Below are 24,144 nucleotides of genomic sequence, written 5' to 3'. Positions count from 1 at the left end.
CCGACGGGACCCGGTTACCCGATGTGCCCGTTCCGCACACTCCCGCGGTCCCCCACCCGTGGATCCGGCCGGACGGGTACGGTCACGGGTCCGACGCGTAGAGCCAACTGCGCGTGCCCGCATCTGCGAGCACGACGTGGAGGATCCGCTTGCGCATCGCCGTCATCCGTACCCCCGAGATCCCGCGCACCTGCGGGGCGGGCATCACCGCGGCCTCGCTGGCCGCCGCCGGTCACACGGTCCGGGTGTTCACCGACGTCCCCGACGACCCCGACCTGACCGCCCCCTCCGGCGGCGGTGCCCTGCGTGTGCAGCCGTGGGAGGACGGGCCGGACGCGGCACTGGCCGCCGCCTGGTCCGACGACCCGCCGCAGGTGGTGCACGCCATCGGTCCCCGGGCGGGGCAGGCCGCCGTCGCGACCGGGGTGCCGGTCGTGCAGGTCTACCCGGCGGCCGGCCCGGGCCCGGTCGCGATCCCGGTGGCCCGCGCCGCCTCGTCGCAGGGCGGGGTCCGGGTGCTGGCCTCCAGCGAGGAGCAGCACACGGCGCTGCTGCGCCGTGGGGTGCCGCGCGCGGCGCTGCGGACGGTGCCCGCCGCCGTCGACACCGACGCCTTCACCCCCGACGGGCCCGCGCTGCGCCGCGGCGAGCAGCCGCGGCTGCTCGCCATCGGGTCGCTGGCCGAGGGGGCGGGCATGGACACGGTGATCCGGTCGTTGGCCCGGATCCGCGGCGCCGAGCTGCTCGTGGCCGGCGGCGCTGCGGGGGAGGACCCCGACCGCACGCGGCTGTTCGGCATCGCCCGCGAGGCCGGCGTGGCGGGGCGGGTCCGGTTCCTGGGCCCGGTCGAGGGCGGCCTGCTGCCCCGGCTGCTGCGCTCGGCCGACGTGGTCGTCGCCGCGCCGGCACACGACGTGCCGGTCGGCCCGGTCCTGCAGGCCATGGCCTGTGCGCGGGCCGTCGTGGCGACCGGTGTGGGCGGGCTGCGCGACGTGGTCGTCGACGGGGTGACGGGGATGCTGGTCCGCCCGGCCCGGCCCGCCGAGCTGGCGGTCGCGCTGCGCGGGGTGCTCGGCGACGACGCCCTGCGTGCCGGTCTCGGCATCGCCGGACGGGACCGCGCGGTGTCCCGGTTCGACCGGGTGCGGATCGCCGAGGCGCTGGTCGGGGTCTACGGCGAGCTGGTCGGCGAGACGCCCGCCGCCGAGCTCTCCGAGGTCTCCGAGGACGAGGACCCCGAGGACCGCGAACCGGTCGGTGCTGCGGGCTGACCCGGCGCGGGCGCGAGGTCGCGGACGGCGCGGAACCCGCGGACGGGCCGGGCCGCGTCCTCGACGGCCGCGTGCCGGTGCGGCCCGCCCGGCCCGGGGTGGTCGATGACCTGGAAGTGGCCGGCACGGCGGACCCGCTGGGCCAGCGCGACGCGGTGGCGGGGCGGGGCGACGAGCCGTCGGTGCACCCGCACCAGCCCGGCGGCGCCGGTCAGCGCGACCGGCAGCGCCGCGGCGACGTGCCACCACGACGTCGCCCAGAAGTGCACGGTCGCGACGAACAGCGCCGTCCCGCCGGCGGCGGCCGTACGCACCAGGGCCAGCCGCACGCGCAGCCTGCGGTCGCGGCAGCCGTGCCGCAGTACCGGTGCGGTGCGCGTCAGCACCCACAGCCAGTACAGCGCCAGGACGCCGAGTGCGAGATAGCCGGTGACCCGTCGGAGGTCCATGCGGCGACCCTCGTCGCGGGTGCACCCGGTGTTACGGCTCACACACGGTCCGTCGGTATGGGACCCGGTGTCCGGTCCGGCCTGCGCCGTGCGAGTGATCATCCGCGTGACTGGTGAGCAACGCTAATTTCGTTCTCCTAGCGTGATCGTCATGCGCACAGCCGACGATCAGTGGGACATCACCAGCAGCGTGGGCGCCACCGCCCTGGCCGTCGCCGCAGGACGGGCCCTGGAGACCCGCCGCGCCGACCGGCTCGTCGACGACCCGCTGGCCCAGCGGTTCGTCGACGCGGCCGGGACGGTGTCGGGGTTGCCACAGGACCCGGGCGACCCCGCCGACCCGTGGGTCGTGCAGGCCGGCTACCAGGGGGTGCGGTCCCGGTTCTTCGACGAGGCGCTGACCGGCGCGGGGGCGACCCAGGTCGTCCTGCTCGCCGCCGGGCTCGACGCGCGGGCCCTGCGGCTCGCCTGGCCCGCCGGGACCACGGTGTTCGAGGTCGACCAGCCCGAGGTGCTGGCCTTCAAGGACCGGGTCGTCGGGGAGTCCGGGGTCACGCCGACCGCGCGCCGGGTCACCGTGCCGGTCGACCTCCGTCACGACTGGCCCGCGGCGCTCGTCGCGGCCGGCCTCGACCCCGCACGGCCGACCGTCTGGCTGGCCGAGGGGCTGTTGCCCTACCTGCCCGCCGACGCCGAACGGCTGCTGTTCGAACGGGTGCACGCGCTCTCGGTGCCCGGCAGCCGGATCGCCGTCGAGCACTTCGGCGACCAGGTGGAGCGGATCGCGGACGAGCCGTCGTTCCGCGCGGCGGCGCAGGAGATGCTGGACACCGACGACGTCGGCGGGCTGTTCTTCGCCGAGCCGCGCCCCGAGTCCTGCGACGCCTGGCTGCGGCGCCACGGCTGGGCGGTCACCGGCCGCCCGGTCCGCGAGGTCGCCGCGGGGTACGGGCGCCCGCTGGACGCCTCGGTGGCCGACACCCTGGGCGGGGTGACCCTGCTGTGGGCCGACCGGCCCTGAGCGGCCTGCTCAGCGGGTGACCCGGGCGTCGACCAGCAGCGCCAGGTGCAGCGCCGTCCGGGCCTCGGGGTCGGTGAGGTCGAGGCCCAGCAGGGCGGACAGGCGCCGCAGCCGGGCGTAGGCGGCGGGGCGGCCCAGCCCGAGCCTGCGGGCCACGTCGGTGACGACCCCGCCGGCCTCGACCAGCGCCCACAGGGTGTCCCGGGCGTCGGTCCGGGCGGGGGCGGGCAGCGCGGCCAGCGGACCGAGGACCTCCGCGGCGAAGCCGAGCAGCCGCGGGTCGTCGCCGAGGCGGTGCACCATGCCCCGCAGTGCCGGGACCCGGACGGGGCCGCGGCCACCGGTGGCGGTGTGCGCGGACGCGTCCTCGCGGGCCCGGCGCAGGAGCTCGGGCAGCTCGGTGAACGGGCCGGGCCCGGCCGTCGCCGCGGCCAGGCCGGCGGGCAGCGCGGGGAGCAGCGCGGCGGACAGCGCGGTGCCGTCGCCGGGGACGAGTACGACGAGCTCCCCGGGACCGGCGGTCACGGTCGTCGCCCCCGGGGCGACGGCGGCCACCGCCGCCTCGACGGCCTGTCCGGGGTCGTGGTCCCCGGTCGGGCGCAGCGCCACCACCGACAGCGGGCCCGTGGTGTCCAGCCCGGCGGCGCGGGCGCGCACCGCCAGCCGTGCGGCCTCGGCGGGGACCGCCGCGGCCAGGTCGGCCAGCAGTGCGTCCCGGGCCGACCGCAGCAGGGCCTGCGGGTCCGGGTCGAGCAGCGACACCGCGTCCGCGGCGGCCGCCAGCAACGCGCCGACCCGGTCGACGGTGCCCGGCGCCGGACGGGACGGCACCGCCAGCCGGCCCCACCGGGCATCCGGTCTCCCGACCGGGGCGACCGCCCACCCCTCCGGTCCGGCCGGCCCGGCCAGCCGGGAGCGCGCCACCCAGTCCCGCAGGTCCGGCGTGCCGGCGGTGAGCAGCACCCGGTGCGCCAGGTCCTCGCACACCACGGGTGCGTCGATCCGGCGGGCCAGCTCGTCCACGACGCGCCCCGGCGCCACCCGGTGCAGCGCCAGCGCCCGGAACGCGGCCTCGGCCCGGTCGCCGCCGCCCTCGTCGTCGCCCCGCTCGTCGACGACCTGCTCCAGCACCCCCGCCACGATCTCGGCGAAGCGCACGGTGCGCCGCAGCTCCACCAGGGGGAACCCGGCGGCGCGGGCGGCCTGCACCAGGCCGGCGGGCAACGACGGCAGCTGCTGCCCGATCTCGACGACCAGCCCGACCGCCCCGGCGGCCCGCAGCGCGTCGACGTAGCGGGCGGGCACCGTGGTGGGGTCGGCCACCGGCACCCCGACCGACAGGACCAGCACGCCCGCCGGCAGCGTCCCGGCCGGGTCGGCGACCTCGCTGACGTGCACCCAGCGGACGGCGGTGCCCAGCGCGGCCCGTCCGGCCCGGACGACCGGTGAGCCGGCCCGGACCTCCGGTCGGGCCAGCACATCGGCGATGGTCGGGTGCACCGGGATCCACTCCGTCCGGCCGGCGGTCGGAAACCGTACGGATCGTATCCCTGACCGGGACGGTCGTGGCACCGACGATCGGATCCACCACGCCACTACCGAGGGAGTCCCCCGTGACCGCAGTCGAGGACCCGACCCGGACCGAGGCCGGAGCCACCCCGGACGCACCCGCACTCTCGCCGCACGCCGACGCCGCGGGACGGCACCTGTGGATGCACTTCGCCCGGATGCACGGCCGCGACGGGGCGAACCCGGTCCCGGTGATCACCCGCGGCGAGGGGGTGCACCTGTGGGACGACCGCGGTCGCCGCATCCTCGACGGCCTGGCCGGGCTGTTCGTCGTGCAGGCCGGGCACGGGCGGCGCGAGCTGGCCGAGGTCGCCGCGAAGCAGGCCGCGGAGCTGGCGTTCTTCCCGGTCTGGGGCTACACCACCCCGCCCGCGGCCGAGCTGGCCGAGCGGCTGGCCCACCTCGCCCCCGGTGACCTGAACCGGGTCTTCTTCACCTCCGGCGGCGGGGAGGCCGTCGAGAGCGCGTGGAAGGTCGCCAAGCAGTACTTCAAGCTCCGTGGCCGCCCGCTCAAGCACAAGGTGATCTCCCGGGCGACCGCGTACCACGGCACCACGCACGGGGCGATGGCCGTGACCGGGCTGCCGGCGATGAAGAAGGACTTCGAGCCGCTGGCGCCCGGGGGGTTCCGGGTGCCCAACACCAACCTCTACCGGCACCCCGAGTTCGACGGCGACGCCGAGGCGCTCGGCCGCTGGGCCGCCGACCGGATCGAGGAGGCGATCGCGTTCGAGGGCGCCGACACCGTCGCCGCCGTCGTGCTGGAGCCGGTGCAGAACTCCGGCGGCTGCCTGACCGCGCCGCCGTCGTACTTCGCCCGGGTCCGCGAGATCTGCGACCGGCACGACGTGCTGCTCGTGGCCGACGAGGTGATCACCGGGTTCGGCAGGCACGGCGTGCCGTTCGCCAGTGCGAAGTTCGGCCTCGCCCCCGACATCATCACCTGCGCCAAGGGCATGACGTCGGGCTACGGCCCGCTGGGCGCGATGATCGCCTCGGAGAAGGTGATCGAGCCGTTCCTCGCCCCCGGCGTGACCTTCCCGCACGGCTACACCTGGGGCGGGCACCCGGTCTCCGCGGCCGTCGCGCTCGCGAACCTCGACCTCCTGGAGCGCGAGGACCTCTACGGCAACGTCACGGAGCGGGCCGATGCGTTCCGGGCGACCCTCGACCGGCTCCGCGACCTGCCGATCGTCGGTGACGTGCGCGGCGACGGCTACTTCTGGGCGATCGAGCTGGTGCGCGACCGGACGACCCGGGAGACCTTCGGCCCGCAGGAGCGGGAGAGGCTGGTGCGCGGCTTCCTGCCGGGTGCGCTGTTCGAGGCCGGGCTGTACTGCCGCCCCGACGACCGGGGCGACGTGGTGATCCAGCTGGCGCCGCCGCTGATCGCCGGGCAGGCCGAGTTCGACGAGATGGAGCAGATCCTGCGGCACGTGCTCACCGAGGCGCAGAAGATCGTGTGAGTTCGCGGCGGACCGCCGCGTCGGGTTGTTGCCGAACCCACGGGTAACTAGGTTGACCCCGGCAGGCGCCGCACCGCGGCGGGGCATGCGACGGGGGGCTCCATGACGACCGACGACCTCACCGGCGGACGTGAGGTCGTGGTGACCCAGGCCCGGTCGCACACCGAACGCGGCATCCTGCGCCGCTGGGTCGAGGAGCAGCACCCGGGCGCGGCGGTCGTCGGGATCGGCGCCAACGGCGAGGTGCCGTCCGCGCTGGGCGAGGCGCTGCACGGCGACGACACCGTGATCGTCCCGGCCCGCGTGGCCTGGGTGACCCCCGAGCCCGAGGACGGCGGCGCGGTCCGCAAGCTCGCCGGGCTCGCCACGTCCGCGGTCATGCGGATGGCGTGGTCGCCGCTGCACCCCTCGATGGCCCGGCACCGTCCGGACGCCGCGCACGTCGTCGCGGGGGAGCCCGCGACCGTCGCCGACCTGGTGTCGCGCTTCGTCGCCCAGGAGAGCGGGCGGCCCGGCTCGCACGGGTTCACCCGCTTCGTCGCCCGTCAGGCGGTCCTGGCCTGCGACCGTGCGGAGCGGCGCATCCTGGGCGACCGCTACAAGGTGCCGCGCCGGATGGTGGAGCAGATCACCTCCTCGGCCCGGTTCCCGGCACTGGTCGAGCGGCTCGCCCGGCAGACCGGCAGCCCGGCCGCGGAGGTCGAGCAGCGTCTGGAGTCCTGCCTGCACGAGATGGCCGCGGTGCAGAGCCCGCCGGCGATCGACGTGTTCCGGGCGATGATGGGCCCGATGCACACCAAGGCCTGGGACGTGCAGGTCGACGAGTCCGGGCTGGAGCGGCTGCGCGAGCTGAACAAGGAGCACGCGCTGGTGTTCCTGCCCAGCCACCGCTCCTACGCCGACCCGCTGCTGTTCGCCGAGGTGCTGCACGACCGCAACTTCCCGCGCAACCACGTCCTGGGTGGCAACAACCTGTCGTTCTGGCCGATGGGGGCGCTCGGGCGGCGCGCCGGGATCGTGTTCATCCGCCGCACCTTCGGCGGCGACACCGTCTACAAGGCCGCGATCCAGGAGTACCTGGGACACCTGCTCGCCAAGCGGTTCAACCTCGAGTGGTACATCGAGGGCGGCCGCAGCCGCACCGGCAAGCTCCGCAAGCCCCGGGTCGGGCTGCTGCGCTACCTGGTGTCCGCGCTGGAGGACCGCCCCGAGCTCGACGCGGTGCTGGTCCCGGTGTCGATCGTCTACGACCAGCTGCACGAGGTCGGCGCGATGGCCGCCGAGCAGCGCGGCGGGGAGAAGAAGGCCGAGGGCCTGGGCTGGCTCTACGGCTACTTCCGCGACCAGCGCCGCCACATCGGCACCGCCCGGGTGCGCTTCGCCGAGCCGTTCGCGCTGCGCCGTGCCCTCGACGACGCCGGCCCGGGCCGGGCCCAGCTGGAGAAGGTCGCGTTCCGGGTGTGCGCGGGGATCAACCGCGTCACCCCGGCGACGGCGACCTCGCTCGCGACGTTCGCCCTGCTGTGGGCGCAGGACAGGGCGTTGACCCTGCAGCAGGTCCGCGAGGTCGTCGCGCCGCTGGCGGACTACCTGGAGGCGCGCGGGATCCCGGTGCCGATCGCCGAGCTGCGGACCCGGCACGGCCTGCGGATGACGCTCGACCGGCTCGCCGAGGCCGGGGTCGTCACCGTCTACGACGGCGGGACCGAGCCGGTGTTCGCCGTCAGCACCGGGCGCCACCACGTCGCCGCCTTCTACCGCAACGGCGCGCTGCACCACCTGCTCAACCGCGCCATGCTCGAGGTGGCACTGCTGCGGATCGGCGACGCCGGCGCGGACGAGGACATCGTCGAGGTCGCATGGCGCGAGCTGGCCCGGTTGCGTGACCTGCTGAAGTTCGAGTTCTTCTTCTCCACCCGCCGGGAGTTCCGCAGCGAGATCATCGGTGAGCTGGACCTCGTCGACCCGGGGTGGCGCACCCGCGCGGCGGACCCGGCGGACGTGCGGGGCGCGCTGCGCCAGGCGCCGCTGCTGGTCGCGCCGGGCGTGCTGCGCTCGTTCCTCGACGCCCAGCTCGTCGTCTCCGACCGGCTCGTCGCACTCGGCGAACAGCCGATGACCGAGGAGAAGGAGTTCCTGGAGGACTGCCTCGGAGTCGGCCGCCAGATGCTGCTGCAGCAGCGGCTCGACCGGGCGGACTCGGTGTCGCGCGAGCTGTACGCCACGGCCGTGCGCCAGGCGGGCAACCGCGACCTGCTCGAGGACTCCGGCGCCGCCGGTGCGCCCCTGGGCGAGCGGCGCGCGGCCTGGCTGGCGGAGGTCACTGCGGTGATCCACGATCTGGGACGGCTGGGCGAGCTGCAGCGCGCCCGCCTCGAGGTGGTCCTCGGTTCCGGGGAGCGCACGGCGTCCGGGGCGGTCCCGGCGTCACCGGCGGTCCCGCCGTCCGGGGCCAAGCAGCGTGCGGAAGGGGATTCGGGTGTCGCCAGCTGACGGGACGCCGTCCGGTGACCTCCGGGACCGGCTCCGGGCCGTCCGGGAGGCGGAGCCGGGGCCGGGCACGGTCGCCTACTTCGACTACGACGGCACCGTCATCGACGGCTACTCCGCGGGCGCCTTCTACCGCAAGCGGCTGCGCGAGTTCGACGTCGGCCCGGTCGAGATGGTGCGCACCGTGCTGTCGGGGATGCGCGGCATCCGCACCGACGACGACTTCAAGGAGTTCCTCTCCATCACGCTCGCAACCTGGACCGGGCGCAGCGAGGACGAGCTGCTGAGCCTCGGGCGAACGCTGTTCCGCGACGAGATCGCCGCGTCGCTGCACCCCGAGGTGTGGGAGCTCGTCGCCGCGCACCAGGAGCAGGGTCACCAGGTGGTCATGGCGTCCTCGGCGACCCGGTTCCAGGTGCAGCCGATGGCCGACGAGCTCGGTGCCGACCGGGTGCTGTGCACCGAGCTGGAGGTGCGCGACGGTGTGCTGACCGGCCGGGTGGCGGGCACCTCGCTGTGGGGCACCGGCAAGGCCGAGGCCGTGCGCGCCGACGCCGCCGCGCACGGCGTCGACCTGGCGGACTGCTTCGGCTACGCCAACGGCACCGAGGACGCGGAGTTCCTGTCCGCGGTCGGCCACGCGGTCGCGGTGTCACCGACCGACTCGCTGCGCGGGCTCGCCGGTGACCGGGGCTGGCCGGTGCTGGACTGCGCGCCGCGCGGGGGTCTGTTCCCCAGCGTCACCGACGTCGCCCGCACCGCCGTCTTCTACGGCGGCATGGCGGGCGGGTTGGCCGCCGCGGCCGGGGCCGGGCTGCTGCACGGGTCGCGGCGGCGGTTCGTCGACATGGCGGGCTCGGTCGGCGCCGACGTCGCCTTCGGGCTGGCCGGCATCGACGTCGAGGTGACGGGTGCGGAGTACCTGCACTCCGCGCGGCCGTGCGTGTTCGTGTTCAACCACCAGTCCAAGTTCGACGTGCCGGTGCTGATGAAGCTCCTGCGCGAGAGCTTCACCGGCGTCGCGAAGAAGGAGGCCGCGCAGATCCCCGTGTGGGGGCAGCTGTTCTGGGCCGCCGACGTCGCGTTCGTCGACCGGTCGAACTCGCGCGCCGCCCGCGCGGCGCTGCAGCCGGCCGTGGACAAGCTGCGCGACGAGGGGATCTCGCTCGCGATGGCCCCGGAGGGCACGCGCTCGCCGACGCCACGGCTCGGCCCGTTCAAGAAGGGCGCGTTCCACATCGCGATGCAGGCCGGGGTGCCGATCGTGCCGGTGGTCATCCGCAACGCCGGCCAGATCATGTGGCGCGGCGCCCAGACGCTGCGCGGCGGCACCGTGCAGGTCGCGGTGCTGCCCCCCGTCGACACCTCGACCTGGGTCCCGGAGGACGCCGGGAAGTACGCCGACGAGGTCCGGGGCCGGTTCCTCGACACCCTCGCCGCATGGCCCGAGCGCCGCATCGCGACGCCCGACGCCGACCGGACCCGCGACAGCCAGGAGGACCCGGAATGAGCGACTCCCCGGCGGCCTGGGGCTCGGCCCGTGAGATGTCGCCGTTCGAGGTGATGATGTGGCGGGCCGAGGGCGACGACCCCCGGTTCCGGTCCCCGGTGCTGGCGGTCGAGCTGCTCGACGCCCGGCCCGACTGGGACCGGCTGGTCGCGGCGGTGGACTGGGCGACCCGGATGGTCCCGCGTTTCCGCGAGCGCATCCGCGAGCCGCTGGCGGGTCTCGGCACGCCCTACTGGATCCACGACCTCGAGTTCGACCTGCACTACCACCTGCGGCGGGTACGGATCCCCGGCGCCGGGCCGGGCTTCTGGCCGGAGCTGTCGCCGATCGCCGAGCAGTTCATGATGACCCCGTTCGACCGGGAGCGGCCGCCCTGGGAGGCCATGCTCGTCGAGGGTCTGCCCGGCGGGCGGTCGGCGTTCCTGCTGAAGCTGCACCACGTGCTGACCGACGGGATGGGCGTGGTGCAGCTGCTGTCGCAGCTGCACAGCCGCAAGCGCGAGCACGACGACTCCAAGCCGCAGCCCGCCGCGCCCCGGCCGACCTCGCCCGACCCGCTGGCCGAGGTCGACCGGCTGGTCCGCCGCGAGGCCGGGATCGTCCCGGCGGCCGCCCGCGCCGCCCGCGACGTCGTCGGCGCGCTCACCCACCCGCTCTCGGCCGCCCGCGACACGGCCCGCTACCTCGACTCGGCGCTGCGGGTGCTGTCCCCGCCGCCCGGCGGGGCCTCGGAGTTGCTGCGTCCGCGCGGGATGTCCTGGCGGTTCGTCGCGCTCGACGTCGAGTTCGCCGATCTGCGCGCGGCGGGCAAGTCGGTGGGCGGCTCGTTCAACGACGCCTTCGTCGCGTCCCTGCTGGGCGCCTTCCGGCTCTACCACGAGGCGATGGGACACCCGGTCGCCGGCGACGCGACCCTGCGCACCTCGGTGCCGGTCTCGGTGCGCCGGGAGGGCGACGCCGCGGGCGGCAACCGCTGGGCACCGGCCCGGCTCGCCGCGCCGATGGGCATCGCCGACCCGGCCCTGCGGATCCGCGCGGTGTCCGAGCAGATGCGCGCGGCCCGTTCCGAGCCCGCGCTGGAGAGCCCCGACGTCGTCGCCCCGCTGCTGGCCCGGCTGCCGGGCCCGTTGCTGACCCTGGTCGCGGGCGGCTCGACCCAGGGCAACGACCTGCAGGCCTCGAACGTGCCGGGCCTGCGGTCCGAGGCGTTCCTGTGCGGTGCCCGGATCGACCGCGTCTACCCGTTCGCGCCGCTGCCCGGCTGCGCCGCCATGATCTCGGTGGTCACCCACGGGGACCAGTGCTGCGTCGGTGCGAACATCGACGCGGCGGCGATCACCGACCGCGAGGAGTTCGCCCGCTGCCTGGCCGGGGGCTTCGCGGAGGTCCTCGCGCTGCAGCCGGGGGCCGCCGAGCCGATGATCGTCGGATGAGCGCACACCACGTCGGCGGCTCGGGGGAGCCGTTGCTGCTGCTCCACGGGATGACCTCGTCCTGGCGGGCCTGGAAGCCGCTGCTGCCCATGCTGGAGGAACACCACGAGGTCTGGGCGGTCACGATGCCCGGGCACCTCGACGGCCCGTCGATGCCCGACGGCGAGTTCAGCATGGACCTGATGGTCGACGCCCTGGTCGGGGAGCTCGACGCGCTGGGCGTGCCGGAACGGCCGCACGTGGTCGGCAACTCCCTGGGCGGCTGGGCCGCCCTGGAGCTGGCCCGCCGCGGCCGGGCCCGCTCGGTCGTCGGGCTGTCCCCGGCCGGGGCCTGGTCGGTGCCCTCGGACCTGTACCGGCTGCTCGCGGTGTTCCGGGTCGGGGCACTGCTCGCGGGGTGGGCGCCGATGCGCACACTGGCCTCGTGCGGGGTGATCCGCAGGCTGCTCCTGCTCACCGTGGCCGAGCACGCCGACCGCTACACCCCCGAGGAGGTGGCCGAGCTGTTCGACGACCTCGCCGGCTGCACCATCCTGGAGCCGCTGCTGTCCGCGGCGAGGATGGACACCGCGATCACCCCGTTCGAGCAGCTGCCCTGCCCGGTGCGGGTCGCCTGGGCCGGCTCGGACCGCACGATCCCCTACGGCCGCTACGGCCGCCCGCTGATGGACGCCGTACCCGGCGCCGAGCTGGTCGTGCTCCCCGGCGTGGGCCACGTCCCGATGGTGGACAACCCGGCCCTGGTGGCCTGGACGATCCTGCAGCACACCCGCTACCAGGTCGCGTCGTGACCGGCCCCGGGAACACCCCCGCCGACCTGGCCGCCGCCCTCGACGGCTGGGCCCCCGGGCCGCTCGTCGGCACCGGTGCCGTCACCCCGTGGGCGGTCGCCGCGTTCTCCGGGCTGCTCGACCTCGACCCGGTCGCCGCCGAGGGGGATCCGCTCCCGCCGCTGTGGCACTGGTTCGCCTTCCTCGACACCCCGCTGATGTCGGCGCTCGGCGACGACGGCCACCCCCGCGAGGGCCACTTCCTGCCCCCGGTCCCGGACCGGCGCCGGATGTTCGCCGGCGGCCGTCTGACCTGGCACGCGCCGTGGCGGGTCGGTGAGCCGGTGACCCGCCGCCAGGAGCTCGGCCCGGTCCGGGTGAAGCAGGGACGCACCGGCGAGATGGCCTTCGTGACCACGCGCGCGGAGTTCCGTCGTGACGACACGCTCCTCTGCGTGGAGGAGCAGGACATCGTCTACCGCTCCCAGCCGCCCGGCACCGGCCGCGGTCTGACCACCCCCGACCCGGCCCCGCGACCGGACCACGAGTGGGGGTTCACCCTGCCGACCGGCCCGGAGCTGCTGTTCCGGATGTCGGCGCTGACCTACAACACCCATCGCATCCACTACGACCTGCCCTACGTCACCGGCGTCGAGGGCTGCCCCGGGCTCGTCGTGCACGGTCCGCTGTTCGCCCTGCTCGGCCTAGAGATCGCACGCCGGCACCGCCCGACGGCGTTCGTCCGGGGCTTCGAGTACCGGCTCACCGCGCCCGCGTTCGCCGGCGCCGACGTGTGGGTGGGCGGGACCCCCGACGGGGACCGCATCGCCGTCGCCGCCGGCGCCGACGGGGCACCGGAGTCGGTCCGGGGGAGCATCGAGCTCGCGTCCTAGCGGGACCCGTACCGGCGGACGAGGCGCCGCTGCCGCGGGGTCTCCACCGCACGCGGCGCGTGGCGCGCCGGGACCCGGATGAGGGCGGTCACGACGTGCCGGGGTCGGCCATGGCGGTGAGCGCCTGTTCCAGGGCCTCTTCGACGCGGGCGGCGTCGACCCCGGCGGCGGACAGGACGCCGTCGCCGTCCTCGGTCTCCAGCAGCGCGAGCAGGACGTGCTCGGTGCCGACGTAGTGGTGCCCCAGCCGCAGCGTGTGGCGCAACGTCAGCTCCAGGGACTTCTTCGCGGTCGGGTCGAACGGGATGAGCGCGGGCTGGGTGTCCGCGGGGGCCGGCAGCGCCGCGGTGGCGGCCTCGCCCAGCGCGCCGGTGTCGGTGCCGAGCCCGGTCAGCAGCAGCACCGCGAGCCCGTGGGTCTCGGCGAGCAGACCGAGCAGCAGGTGCTCACGCGTGATCCGGTCGTTGCCGGCCGCGCGGGCCGACTCCTGGGCCGCGACGACGACCCCGCGGGCCCGCGGGGTGAAGCGCTCGAAACCGCCCGCCATGTCGTCAGCGGCGTCGCCACGCGGCACGAACCGCTTCTGCGCGGCCTGCTTGGACACCCCCATGCTGCGGCCGATCTCGGTCCACGAGGCGCCGGAGCGGCGTGCCCGGTCGACGAAGTGGCCGATCAGGTGGTCGGCGACCTCACCGAGGTGGTCCCCGGTCAGCACCGCGTCGGACAGCTGTTCCAGGGGGTCGTGGTGGGCCGCGGTGACGGCCCGGATGAGGTCGTCGAGACGGACGGCGGTGCCCGGGGGCGTCGGCGTGTTCATGCGTCAACCGTAAGTTGACGCTCGCCTGTCGTCAACATCGGGTTGACGATCATTCGTGCTCGGGGAGGAGCGGTACCTCCAGCCCCTCGTCGCGGCCGAGCCGGCTGGCGCGTCCCACCGAGGCCGAGCCGAACCGGCTCTGGACGGCGTCGAGCGCGGTGTCCAGGGCCGGACCGGCGTGCGCGTCCAACGGCAGCTCCAGCTGCAGGGCGTCGTCGCGGTCGAGGTTGGTCAACGACAGCCCGAGCAGGGTGATGCCGCGCAGGTGGATCTCGGGCAGGGCGTCGACGAGCAGCCGCCGCGCCGCGGACAGGATCGTCGGCGTGTGCGCGGTCGCCACCGGCAGGGTGTGCGAGCGAGTGACCCGGCTGTAGTCACCGAATCGCAGGCGCAGCACCACGGTCCGGCAGACCCGGCCGCCGCCGGTGACGGGCAGCGCGTCGTCCCGGTCCGAGCCGCGTGGGGAACGCAGCCGACGGGCGAGCCGGTCCACCGTCGCGGCCAGCATCCCGTCGAGCTCGGTGTCGGTGCGCGGTCCGCGGCCCAGTGCACGCTGGGAGCCGATCGACCGGCGGGTCCGGTGGGTGTCGACCGGCCGGGGGTCCTGGAGGTGGGCCAGGGCGTGCAGGTGCCGGCCCGCGGCCGGGCCCAGGTAGGAGACCAGCGCCGCCTCGCCGAGGGCGGCGACGTCGGCCACGGTCCGTACCCCGACCTCGTGCAGCCGGCCCGCGGTCACCGCGCCCACCCCCCACAGGCTGCGCACCGGCAGCGGGTGCAGGAACTCCCGCTCCCGGTCGGGGTCGACGACCAGCAGCCCGTCCGGCTTGGACGCGCCGCTCGCGACTTTGGCCAGGAACTTCGTGCGGGCCACGCCGACGCTGATCGGCAGTCCCGCCTCCCGGGCCACCCGTTCCCGCAGCCGCGCGGCGATCTCGCGGGGGGTGCCCGCGATCCGGCCCAGGCCACCGACCTCCAGGAACGCCTCGTCGATGGAGAGCCCCTCGACCTCCGGCGTCGTGTCGCGGAACAGGGCGAACACCGCGCGGCTCGCCTCGGAGTAGGCGGCCATCCGTGGCGGGACGACGATCGCCTGCGGGCACAGTGCCCGTGCCTGACGGCCGTTCATGGCGGTCCGTACGCCGTGCGCCTTCGCCTCGTAGCTCGCGGCCAGGACGACACCACCGCCCACGACCACCGGGCGTCCGCGCAGGCGCGCGTCGTCACGCTGCTCGACCGACGCGTAGAACGAGTCCAGGTCGGCATGCAGGATGGTGGCCAGGCCGCGCACGAACACATGTTCGCATGTCGTCGCGCCTCCGGCGAGCGGCTGCGACGGACGGCTCCGCCGACCCTCAGCTGCCCCCGGTCCGGCTGCGCCAGCGTTCCCGGGCCCGGCGCGCGGCCTTCGCCACCAGGGCATCGGGGTGGTGCTCGCCCAGCGCGGCCAGGACCTCGCCGACCCGCGGGTGGTCCAGCCGCCACAGCGCGTCGAACACCTCGACGGTCTCGGGCGGGAACTCGGCGGCGAACGCGTCCGGCCAGTCCTGCGCCTCGACGGTGTCCAGCGCGACCGCCAGCACGTCGACCGAGGCGAGCAGCAGCAGCTCCGGCTCGACGGCGTCGGCGTCGAGCTCACCGCGCGCCACCAGCCGGCGGGCGACCATCCCGCGGTGCGGGCCGTCGAGGTGCTCGCGCAGCAGGGCGTCCACGGCCTCGGCCCCGAACCGGTCCGCCGCCACCCCGGTCGCGGTGAGGGCGACCAGCAGCGGCTGACCGGGGGCGAGCGCCGCCGCGACGAAGTCCGACACCGCCCGGGCGGGATCCGGCTGGGCGGCGTGCCAGGCGTCGATGTCACGGCGCCACTCGTCGGGCGGGACCTCCCCGGCCAGCTCGACGATCTCCGCGGCCGAGGCGACCGCCGGGTCCGGGCGGGTCGGATAGTGCAGGTCCTCGGCGGCGAGCAGCAGCAGCGCACACGCGACCCCGCCGGGGGTGAGCTGCACGATCCCGCCCACCCGGACACCGCCGGCCCCGTCGGGCTCACGGCGTGACCCGGTCCAGGCGACCACGCCGAGGCGTTCCAGCTGCTCCAGCAGCACCGCGGTCCGCAGCGAGGCCACGTCGGCGTCGCCCGCGGCGTCCTCGCTCCAGTCGAGCAGCACGTCCAGGGCGTGGCGCAGGTCGACGCCGTCGTCGACGTGGCGCAGCAGGAACAGCAGGGCCGGGGTCGCGTCCTCCGACGGCGGGCCCTCCCCGGCCCGCAGCAGCTCCTCGATCGCCTGGTCGTCGATCTCGCCGGTGAACACCGCGTCCACGCCGGGCACGGCGTCCTCGACCAGGGCCGGGGTCGCGTCCCGGTCGGGGCGGTCCGGGTCGGCCGGGTCCTCGGCCGGGCCGTGCGGCCATCCGGTCGACAGGGCGCCCACGTCGCGGGCGGCCAGTACCAGGTCCTCGTGGGCGGATGTGTCGTCGAGCCCGGTGAAGCGCGGTACCGCCACCAGTCGTCCGGCCTCCCGCCGGACGGCGCCGGCGCGCGCGCTCGCCTCCAGCACCCAGGTCAGCGTCCGCAGCCGGGTCGCGCGGTCGAGACGGCCGACGCGATCCGGCTCGTCGCCGGTACCGAGCAGGTCGACCAGCTCACGGGCGTCGGCCAGGCGCAGGTTGCCGGTCGCGGTCAGGGCGCGGCCGCGTGGACCGCACCAGGCGGCCAGCGCCCGGGCGTCGGAGAGGATCCGGGCCTGCGCCGCGGACGCCGCCCGGTCGGCGGGGGAGGGGATCCGCACCGGGTCCGGGTCGTCGCCCAGCTCGGTGAGCAGCGGCGACCCGGCGCCCGCCTCCAGCTCGTCGTACTCCTCGACGTACTCGCCGCACAGCCGTCGCACCTGCGACGGTCGCGGCGACCCGGGTGCGAGCAGCCCGCGTTCGTCGAGGTACTCGACGAACGCGGCGACGCTGGCGGGGACCAGGCGCACCGGCAGCCGGTGCTCCAGCACGACGTGCGGGCACCAGCCGTCGAGGAAGGTCTCGACGTGCTCCAGCGGCCAGTCGGCGAGGTCGCCGTCGCCGGCCAGCCACTTGTACTGCAGCAGCAGCTCCGCCGACATCGGTTCGGCGACCACCTCGTTCTCGGTGAGCCACCCCGCGAACCCGTCGAGCAGCTCCTGGGCGGCCGCGTGGAACTCGTCGTCGGAGTCCGGGCCGAACTGCATGCGCATGGGCCGAGTGTGCACGTCCGGCCCGGGTCGACACACCCGCGGTCGCCGATCGGCGTGTCCGGAGCGGGTCGTGCCCGGGGCGGGCAGGATGGGCCCGGACATGACCACACTGTTTGCCCTGCTGATCGCCGCGGCCGCGATGGTCGGCAACACCGTCGCCGCCCTCTGGGAGGCCCGCGGCAGCAGGCTGGCGAAGTACGGACGCCCGGTGTGGCTGCAGCCGTGGTTCCTGGCCGGGCTGCTCGCCGACGTCGTCGCCTGGGTGCTCACCGTGGTCGCGCTGCGCTACCTGCCGGTCTTCGCGGTGCAGTCGATCCTCGCGGGCGCGATCGCGCTGACCACCCTGGCCGACCAGGGCTGGAACCCGTGGAACCTGATCCGGCGCGACCGGTGGGCGGTCGTCGCGGTGCTGGCCGGGCTGGTCGTGGTGGCCGCGAGCGCCGCGCCGGACCGCCCGGACGCGCTGCCCCCGGTGGCCACCCCGATCCTGTTGGTGTCGTTCGCGCTGATCCTGGCCGCCGCCCCGTTCGTGTGGCGGGCCGGGCGGCCGATGCTGCTGGCCCTGCTGGCCGGCCTGGGGTTCGGCGGTACGGCGCTGGCCGTCCGCGCGATCCACCCCGGCCCGTTCCGGTGGGAGACCGCGGGCGGCCTGCTGCTCGACCCGCTGGTCTACGGCGTGGTCGCGATGGGGGTGCTCGGCGTGCTGGCCTTCGCCCGGGCCCTGCAGGACGGGGCGGTCGGGCCGGCGACGGCGGTGCTGTCGGTGACCGAGGTGGTCGTGCCGGGGGTGGTCGGGATCGCGCTGCTCGGCGACCGGATCCGGCCGGGCTGGGAGGGCGCGGCGCTGGCGGGCGTGCTGGTCGCGCTGGCCGGGGTGGTCGCGCTGACCCGTCCGGACCCGGAGTCGGTCCGCCGCCGCGTGCACTGAGGGCCGGGGAACACCGCCGCACCGGCGTGGCGTTGCCCCCACATGACGAGCACCCTCACCGCCCATGACGCGTGGCGCGCCGCGCGCGAGGAGACCCTCCGCGAGCCGCACGGCTGGCTCTCGCTGACCGCCCTGCACTGGCTGGACGACGGGGACGGCGTGATCCCGGGACTGGCCGGCACGTGGCGGGAGGCCGGACCCGACGAGGTCGCGATCACCGCCGCCGCGGCCGACGGGGTCGTGCTGCCCGGTGCGACGGGCCCGCTCGACGGGACCGCGCACGTCCGCCCCGTCGACGGTGCGCCCGGGGTCATGGTGGCGGTGGGTGAGCGGGTCGTCGAGATCGCCCGGCGCACCGACTCGTGGGCGCTGCGGGTGCGTGACCCGCAGGCCGTCACCCGGACCGCGTTCACCGGGGTGCCGGTGTGGCCCCACGACCCGGCCGCCGTCGTCGACGCCGTGTTCACCCCCTACGACGCGCCGCGGACCGTGACGGTCGACGCCGTCGTCGCCGGGCTCCAGCACTTCCCGACCGCGGTCGGCGAGGTCGCCTTCACCTGGGCCGGGGCCCCGCAGCGCCTCGTGGCGCTGGCCGGCAAGGACGGTGGCCTGTCGCTGCACTTCCGCGACGCCACCTCCGGGGACACCACCTACGGCGGCGGCCGGATCCTGAAGACCGGGGACCCGGCACCGGACGGGACGCTGGAGGTGGACCTGAACCGGGTCGTGAACCTGCCGTGCGCGTTCACCGCACACGCCACCTGCCCGCTGCCGCCCGCCGGGAACACCCTGGACGTGGCCGTCGAGGCGGGCGAGCGCACCCCGCTGCGCCCCGACCTCGCCTGAGGTCGTCGTCCTGCCGCGGTGGGGGCGCGTTGCAACCTCCCCGCAACCGGTGTCGTGGATCACGTGCGTGGTGTTCACTCACGTTCGTTGCCCCGACGACCGCGGCAGGACGGCGAGCGCCGCCCCGGTCGTGGCGAACCGCTCGCAGGAGGCTCCCGTGACCACGACGCAGGAGAAGTCCGCCGCACGCACGACCGCCGAGGGCTGGCTCACCGCCTTCGCCGACGCCCTGTCCGCCCGCGACATCGACCGAGCCGTCTCGCTGTTCGCGGACGAGAGCTACTGGCGCGACCTGGTCGCGTTCACCTGGAACCTCAAGACCGTCGAGCACCACGACGGGGTGCGCGACCTGCTCACCGCGACCCTCGGGACGACCGACCCCTCGCACTGGGAGCTGTCGAAGGAGCCGACCGAGGCCGGCGGGGTCACCGACGTCTGGTTCACCTTCGAGACCGCCGTCGGTCGCGGCTCCGGGCACGCCCGCATCGTCGACGGCAGGGCGTGGACCCTGCTGACCACCCTCGACGAGCTGAAGGGCCACGAGGAGCCCCGCGGGGAGAACCGGCCGTTCGGCACCGAGCACGGCGCCAACCCGGACCGGGTCACCTGGAAGGAGCGCCGCGAGTCCGAGCTGGCCGAGCTGGGGCGTACCCGCGACCCCGAGGTCGTGGTCATCGGCGGCGGTCAGGGCGGCATCGCGCTGGGTGCCCGGCTCCGCCAGCTCGGCGTCGAGACGATCATCGTCGAGCGCAACGAGCGGCCGGGCGACTCCTGGCGCAAGCGCTACAAGAGCCTCGCCCTGCACGACCCGGTCTGGTACGACCACCTGCCGTACCTGAAGTTCCCGGACAACTGGCCGGTGTTCGCGCCGAAGGACAAGATCGGCGACTGGCTGGAGTTCTACACCCGGATCATGGAGCTGAACTACTGGGGCTCCACGACGGCCAGGAGCGCCGAGTTCGACGAGGCGTCGGGCCGCTGGTCGGTCGTGGTGGACAGGGCGGGGGAGGAGATCACCCTGCGCCCGCGCCAGCTCGTGATCGCGCTCGGCGTCTCCGGGAAGCCGAACGTCCCCGACTTCCCGGGCCGCGACCGGTTCCGGGGCGAGGTGCAGCACTCCTCGCAGCACCCCGGTCCGGACGCCTACCGCGGCAAGAAGGTCGTGGTCGTCGGCTCGAACAACTCGGCGTTCGACATCTGCGGGTCGCTGTGGGAGGTCGGCGCCGACGTCACGATGGTGCAGCGCTCCTCGACCCACATCATCCGCTCCGAGTCGCTGCTGGAGTACTGCCTCAAGGGCCTCTACTCCGAGGAGGCGGTCGCGAACGGCGTCGACACCCACACCGCGGACATGATCTTCGCGTCGCTGCCGTACCGCATCATGAACCAGTTCGAGAAGCCGAACTACGACAAGGTCCGCGAGATCGACGCCGAGTTCTACGCCAAGCTGGAGAAGGCGGGCTTCGACCTCGACTTCGGCGACGACGATTCCGGCCTGTTCATGAAGTACCTGCGCCGTGGCTCGGGCTACTACATCGACGTCGGCGCGGCCGAGCTCGTCGCCGACGGGAAGGTCCCGCTCGTCCGCGGCCAGATGCAGGAGTTCACCGAGAAGGGCGTGAAGCTCGCCGCCGGCACCGAGCTCGAGGCCGACCTCGTCGTCTTCGCCACCGGCTACCGGTCGATGAACGGCCTCGCCGCCGACATCGTCGGCCAGGACGTCGCCGACCGGGTGGGCAAGGTGTGGGGCCTGGGCTCGGACACCACCAAGGACCCCGGCCCGTGGGAGGGCGAGCAGCGCAACATGTGGAAGCCCACCCAGCAGCCGAACCTGTGGTTCCACGGCGGGAACCTGCACCAGAGCCGGTTCTACTCGCTGTACCTGGCGCTGCAGCTCACGGCGCGTGCGGCGGGCATCGACACCCCGGTGTACGGGCTGCAGGAGCGGCACCACCTCTCCTGACCGCCGAGCGGGAGAGCCACGGGGGTGGCCGCGCGTGCCCGGCGCACGTGCGGCCACCCCGTACTACGTTGCGCAGATGACCATCCCCGCCGGTGCGGCCCGGTCCGCGCGCGCCCTGTGGGCCGAGCTCGAACCGGTCCACGACGTCGTCCACTTCGCTCCGGAGGTGCAGGCCGCGGCCACCGCGGCCGGGTTCCGCGGGTTCTGGCGCGGCTACTTCGCGATGCGCGCCGCCCCGCTGGGGCCGGTGGGCGCGGCGCCGGTGACGGCCGCGTTCCACGGGTTCGACCCGTCGATGACCGGGCGTGCACTGCCCGCCGTGTGGTCGCTCGGCAGCCCCGGGGACGCGCTCGCGGCCCGGCTCGCCGGCTCGGTCGCCGCGCTGCGCCGGTCGGGGCTCGACGCCGTCGCCCCGGCCGATCTCCGCCGGGCCGCCGAGCTGGCCTGGGCCGCCGCGGCGGAGGTCGACGTCGACGGCCGCGTCCTCGCCGCCGCGAACGCCGCGCTGCCCCGGCCGGACGACGACCTCGCGGTCCTCTGGCAGGCGACGACGACGCTGCGCGAGCACCGCGGGGACGGTCACGTCGCGGTCCTGGTCGCGCGGGGTGTCGGCCCGGTCGCGGCGCACCACCTCAAGATCGCCGCCGGGGAGACCGACGGCGAGTGGCTGCGCACCGCCCGCGGCTTCGGCCCCGAGGCCTGGGCGGCCGGCGCCCAGGACCTGCGTGCCCGCGGCTGGATCGACGCCTCCGGCGCGCTCACCGCCGAGGGCGCCGACGAGCACGACGGGATCGAGCGGCTCACCGACCGGGCCGCCGCCCGTCCGTGGGCCGTCCTCGGCCCGGAGCGGACCGCGGAGCTCGCCGCGCTGCTGGCGCCGATGGCCGCGGCGGTGCTCGCGGCCGGGGACGTGCCCGCGCACGGCCCGGTCGGGCTCGTCCGGGAGGCCCGGTGAGGACCGCGACGACGGTCGAGGCGTCCGGCGGCGACTGGCGCGAGACCGTCGAGTTCGTCGTCGAGGCCGAACGCCTCGGCCTCGACGACTGCTGGGTCGCGGAGGCGTGGGGGTCCGACGCGCCGTCGGCGCTGGGGTACCTCGCCGCCCGCACCGAGCGGATCCGGCTCGGTTCCGGGGTGATCCAGGTCGGTACCCGCTCGCCGGTCGCCATCGCCCAGGCGGCGCTGACCCTGCACGACATGTCGCACGGCCGGTTCCTGCTCGGCCTCGGTCCCTCCGGCCCGCAGGTGATCGAGGGTCTGCACGGGGTGCCGTTCGCCCGTCCGCTGACCCGGCTGCGCGAGACGGTCGAGGTGGTCCGGGCCGCCTGCGCGGGGGAGCGCATCCGCTACGACGGCGAGACCGTCGCGATCCCGCTGCCCGGCGGACAGGGCCGCCCGATGCGGTTGTCGAGCACCCCGGTGCCGGACCTGCCGGTCTTCGTCGCCGCGCTGTCCCCGCGGATGCTGGAGCTCACCGGCCGCGTCGCCGACGGCTGGCTGGGCACCAGCTTCGTCCCGGAGGGCGCCGACGCCTACCTGGCCCACCTCGACACCGGTCTGCGCGCCGCTGGGCGGGACCGGTCCGCGATCGAGGTCTGCCAGGGCGCCGAGGTCGCCTTCGCCGACGATGAGGACGACCAGGCGGCGATGGTCGACGCCCGCAGGCCCGGCATCGCGTTCAGCCTCGGCGGGATGGGCACGGCCGAGCGCAACTTCTACTTCGACGCCTACCGCCGCCAGGGCTGGGGCGAGCGCGCCGACGCGGTCCGCGCCGCCTGGCTGGGCGGGGACCGGACCGGTGCCGCGGCCCTGGTCACCGACGACATGGTGCTGGGAACGACGCTGATCGGCACCCACGAGCGGGTCGCGGCACGGCTGCGGGACTGGGCCGCCGCGGGCGTCGACACCGTCCGGCTCTACCCGGCGGGGGAGACGCTCGACGAGCGCCTCACCACGCTGGCGCGGGCCGTGGAGCTGGCCCGCGCCGCGGGGTGATCACACGTCGGCGGCGCGCTTCTCGGCGAAGCGTCGCCACGCCGTCCAGGCCAGGCCGGCGAGGAGCAGCAGGTAGAGCACGACGGTGATGGGGCTCGACACCAGCACCGCCGGGTCGTTGTCGGAGTTGCCCATCGCGTCGCGCAGCGAGTACTCGGCCAGCGGCCCGAGGATGACCGCGATCAGGACCGGGGCGACGGGGATGTCGTAGAGCCGCATCGCCAGCCCGAGCACGCCCACCACCAGCATGATGATCAGGTCGACCTGGCTGGCGCCTGCGGCGTAGACGCCGAACGCGGTGAACACCGCGATGCCCGCGTACAGGTAGGACTTGGGGACCCGCAGCAGCTGCGCCCACAGCGGCGCGAAGGGCAGGTTCAGGATCAGCAGCACGATCATGGCCAGGAAGAACCCGGCGAGCAGCGCCCACACGATGTCCCCGGAGCGTTCCAGCAGCAGCGGTCCGGGCTGCAGGCCGTACTGCTGGAACGCGGCGAGCAGGATCGCCGCGGTCGCCGAGGTGGGCAGGCCCAGGGCGAGCAGTGCGCCCATCGCGGTGCCTGCGGTGGCGTTGCCCGCGGCCTCCGGTGCGGCGACGCCCTCGATGGCGCCCTTGCCGAAGGTCGGTTCGGCCTTGCGGCGGTCGAGGCGTCGTTCGGTGCCGTAGGCGAGGAAGGTCGGTACCTCGGCGCCGCCGGCGGGGATGACGCCGAACGGGACACCGATCGCGGTGCCGCGCAGCCAGGCGGGCAGCGCCTGGCCGAACTCGGCCCGCGAGAGCCACCAGCGGCCGGTGGGCATGACGGCCTTGGTCTCCTGGGCGCGGCCGACCTTCGCGGCCTGGCTGAACACCTCGCCCAGGGCGAGCAGGGACACGGTGATCACGCCGATCGAGACGCCGTCGAGCAGGGGGGGAGAAACCGAAGGAGAACCGCGGGGTGCCGGTCGGCTGGTCGATCCCGATCAGGGCGAGGGTGAGTCCGATCGCGAGGGCGGCGACGCCGCGGATGGCGGAGTCGGCGACGACCGCGGAGATCGCGACGAAGGCGAACACGGCGAGGGCGAGGAACTCCGCGGGGCCGAACCCGGTGGCGAGCGAGGCCAGGGTGGGGGCGAAGAACACCACGAGCGCGGAGGCGACCATGCCGCCGATGAACGCGCCGATCGCACCGGTGGCCAGTGCCTGGGCGGCCTTGCCGCGCAGCGCCATCCGGTGGCCCTCGAAGGTGCTGGCGATGGCGGTGGAGTTGCCGGGGGTGTTCATGAGGAACCCGGCGATGGAGTCGCCGAACAGGCCACCGAAGTAGATGCCGGTGAACATGATCAGCGCACTGGTCGGTTCGAGGACGAAGGTCAGCGGCAGCAGCAGTGCCACGGCCATCGCCGAGCCCAGGCCGGGCAGGACCCCGACCGCGGTGCCCATCAGCGCGCCGAGGAACACGAACAGCAGCGCGGAGGGGCTGAGGATGTCGGCGAAGCCGCCGAGCAGGTTGGTCAGCTGTTCCATG

18 protein-coding genes and 1 pseudogene are annotated in these 24,144 nt (G+C 75.2%); 13 read left to right on the top strand and 6 right to left on the bottom strand.

Annotated elements, in window-relative coordinates; all coding sequences use genetic code 11:
* The first annotated feature begins 149 nt into the window (after positions 1-149).
* Complete coding sequence (locus KPF47_RS22120) at positions 150-1,271, top strand: glycosyltransferase family 4 protein (RefSeq protein WP_224390765.1); 1,122 nt, start codon at positions 150-152, stop codon at positions 1,269-1,271.
* On the opposite strand, the gene KPF47_RS22115 is transcribed toward KPF47_RS22120, so the two are convergent.
* On the bottom strand, positions 1,172-1,720 hold the full coding sequence (locus KPF47_RS22115; protein ID WP_224390763.1) for a hypothetical protein: 549 nt from the start codon (positions 1,718-1,720) through the stop codon (positions 1,172-1,174). The genes KPF47_RS22120 and KPF47_RS22115 overlap by 100 nt on opposite strands.
* Before the next feature lie 151 nt (positions 1,721-1,871).
* Between KPF47_RS22115 and KPF47_RS22110 the strand changes: the two genes are divergently transcribed.
* Positions 1,872-2,741 (top strand): SAM-dependent methyltransferase, encoded by an 870-nt coding sequence (locus tag KPF47_RS22110; RefSeq protein WP_224390760.1) that lies wholly within the window; start codon positions 1,872-1,874, stop codon positions 2,739-2,741.
* A gap of 9 nt (positions 2,742-2,750) precedes the next feature.
* Here KPF47_RS22110 and KPF47_RS22105 read toward each other — a convergent pair whose 3' ends face one another.
* The gene (locus tag KPF47_RS22105; RefSeq protein ID WP_224390758.1) at positions 2,751-4,241 is read right to left on the bottom strand and encodes a PucR family transcriptional regulator; all 1,491 of its coding nucleotides are present in this window, start codon (positions 4,239-4,241) and stop codon (positions 2,751-2,753) included.
* Positions 4,242-4,354: 113 nt separating this feature from the next.
* Between KPF47_RS22105 and KPF47_RS22100 the strand changes: the two genes are divergently transcribed.
* The 6 genes from KPF47_RS22100 to KPF47_RS22075 all read left to right on the top strand — a co-directional run bounded on the left by KPF47_RS22100 (position 4,355) and on the right by KPF47_RS22075 (position 12,872).
* Positions 4,355-5,776, top strand: a complete 1,422-nt coding sequence (locus tag KPF47_RS22100; protein ID WP_224390757.1) for an aspartate aminotransferase family protein — start codon at positions 4,355-4,357, stop codon at positions 5,774-5,776.
* Between the two features lie 102 nt (positions 5,777-5,878).
* Positions 5,879-8,269, top strand: coding sequence for a glycerol-3-phosphate 1-O-acyltransferase (locus tag KPF47_RS22095; RefSeq protein ID WP_224390755.1), 2,391 nt, complete (start codon positions 5,879-5,881; stop codon positions 8,267-8,269).
* Complete coding sequence (locus KPF47_RS40340; RefSeq protein ID WP_224390754.1) at positions 8,256-9,776, top strand: HAD-IB family hydrolase; 1,521 nt, start codon at positions 8,256-8,258, stop codon at positions 9,774-9,776. The genes KPF47_RS22095 and KPF47_RS40340 overlap by 14 nt, the downstream gene beginning before the upstream one ends.
* Positions 9,773-11,209 carry a wax ester/triacylglycerol synthase domain-containing protein gene (locus KPF47_RS22085; RefSeq protein ID WP_224390752.1) on the top strand — a complete coding sequence of 479 codons (1,437 nt, stop codon included), beginning with the start codon at positions 9,773-9,775 and terminating at the stop codon, positions 11,207-11,209. Before KPF47_RS40340 ends, KPF47_RS22085 begins: the two co-directional genes overlap by 4 nt.
* Positions 11,206-12,000 (top strand): alpha/beta fold hydrolase, encoded by a 795-nt coding sequence (locus KPF47_RS22080; RefSeq protein WP_224390751.1) that lies wholly within the window; start codon positions 11,206-11,208, stop codon positions 11,998-12,000. Before KPF47_RS22085 ends, KPF47_RS22080 begins: the two co-directional genes overlap by 4 nt.
* Positions 11,997-12,872, top strand: a complete 876-nt coding sequence (locus KPF47_RS22075; RefSeq protein ID WP_224390749.1) for a MaoC family dehydratase N-terminal domain-containing protein — start codon at positions 11,997-11,999, stop codon at positions 12,870-12,872. Before KPF47_RS22080 ends, KPF47_RS22075 begins: the two co-directional genes overlap by 4 nt.
* Before the next feature lie 88 nt (positions 12,873-12,960).
* Here KPF47_RS22075 and KPF47_RS22070 read toward each other — a convergent pair whose 3' ends face one another.
* Genes KPF47_RS22070 through KPF47_RS22060 form a run of 3 tightly spaced genes read right to left on the bottom strand, consistent with a single transcriptional unit; the run spans position 12,961 to position 16,904 of the window.
* On the bottom strand, positions 12,961-13,689 hold the full coding sequence (locus tag KPF47_RS22070) for a Clp protease N-terminal domain-containing protein (protein WP_224390747.1): 729 nt from the start codon (positions 13,687-13,689) through the stop codon (positions 12,961-12,963).
* Positions 13,690-13,738: 49 nt separating this feature from the next.
* On the bottom strand, positions 13,739-14,983 hold the full coding sequence (gene dinB / locus KPF47_RS22065; protein ID WP_224390746.1) for a DNA polymerase IV: 1,245 nt from the start codon (positions 14,981-14,983) through the stop codon (positions 13,739-13,741).
* 58 nt (positions 14,984-15,041) lie between these two features.
* On the bottom strand, positions 15,042-16,904 hold the full coding sequence (locus KPF47_RS22060) for a hypothetical protein (protein WP_224390739.1): 1,863 nt from the start codon (positions 16,902-16,904) through the stop codon (positions 15,042-15,044).
* Positions 16,905-17,004: 100 nt separating this feature from the next.
* Between KPF47_RS22060 and KPF47_RS22055 the strand changes: the two genes are divergently transcribed.
* From KPF47_RS22055 to KPF47_RS22035, 5 genes are all read left to right on the top strand, one after another.
* On the top strand, positions 17,005-17,832 hold the full coding sequence (locus tag KPF47_RS22055) for a hypothetical protein (RefSeq protein ID WP_224390738.1): 828 nt from the start codon (positions 17,005-17,007) through the stop codon (positions 17,830-17,832).
* 42 nt (positions 17,833-17,874) lie between these two features.
* Positions 17,875-18,678, top strand: a complete 804-nt coding sequence (locus KPF47_RS22050; protein ID WP_224390737.1) for a DUF1684 domain-containing protein — start codon at positions 17,875-17,877, stop codon at positions 18,676-18,678.
* 157 nt (positions 18,679-18,835) lie between these two features.
* Positions 18,836-20,641 carry an NAD(P)/FAD-dependent oxidoreductase gene (locus KPF47_RS22045; protein WP_224390736.1) on the top strand — a complete coding sequence of 602 codons (1,806 nt, stop codon included), beginning with the start codon at positions 18,836-18,838 and terminating at the stop codon, positions 20,639-20,641.
* 76 nt (positions 20,642-20,717) lie between these two features.
* A complete protein-coding gene (locus KPF47_RS22040) occupies positions 20,718-21,596 on the top strand; it encodes a hypothetical protein (RefSeq protein ID WP_224390735.1) in 879 nt (292 codons plus the stop codon).
* Positions 21,593-22,636, top strand: a complete 1,044-nt coding sequence (locus KPF47_RS22035) for an LLM class flavin-dependent oxidoreductase (RefSeq protein WP_224390734.1) — start codon at positions 21,593-21,595, stop codon at positions 22,634-22,636. The genes KPF47_RS22040 and KPF47_RS22035 overlap by 4 nt, the downstream gene beginning before the upstream one ends.
* On the opposite strand, the pseudogene KPF47_RS41030 reads toward KPF47_RS22035, so the two are convergent.
* Positions 22,637-24,143 (bottom strand): annotated as a pseudogene (locus tag KPF47_RS41030) (tripartite tricarboxylate transporter permease). It abuts the gene before it with no gap.
* Position 24,144 lies beyond the last annotated feature (1 nt).

The organism is Pseudonocardia sp. ICBG1293 (assembly GCF_020131355.1).
GTDB lineage: Bacteria > Actinomycetota > Actinomycetes > Mycobacteriales > Pseudonocardiaceae > Pseudonocardia.
This window is presented reverse-complemented; position numbering and strand designations above follow the sequence as displayed.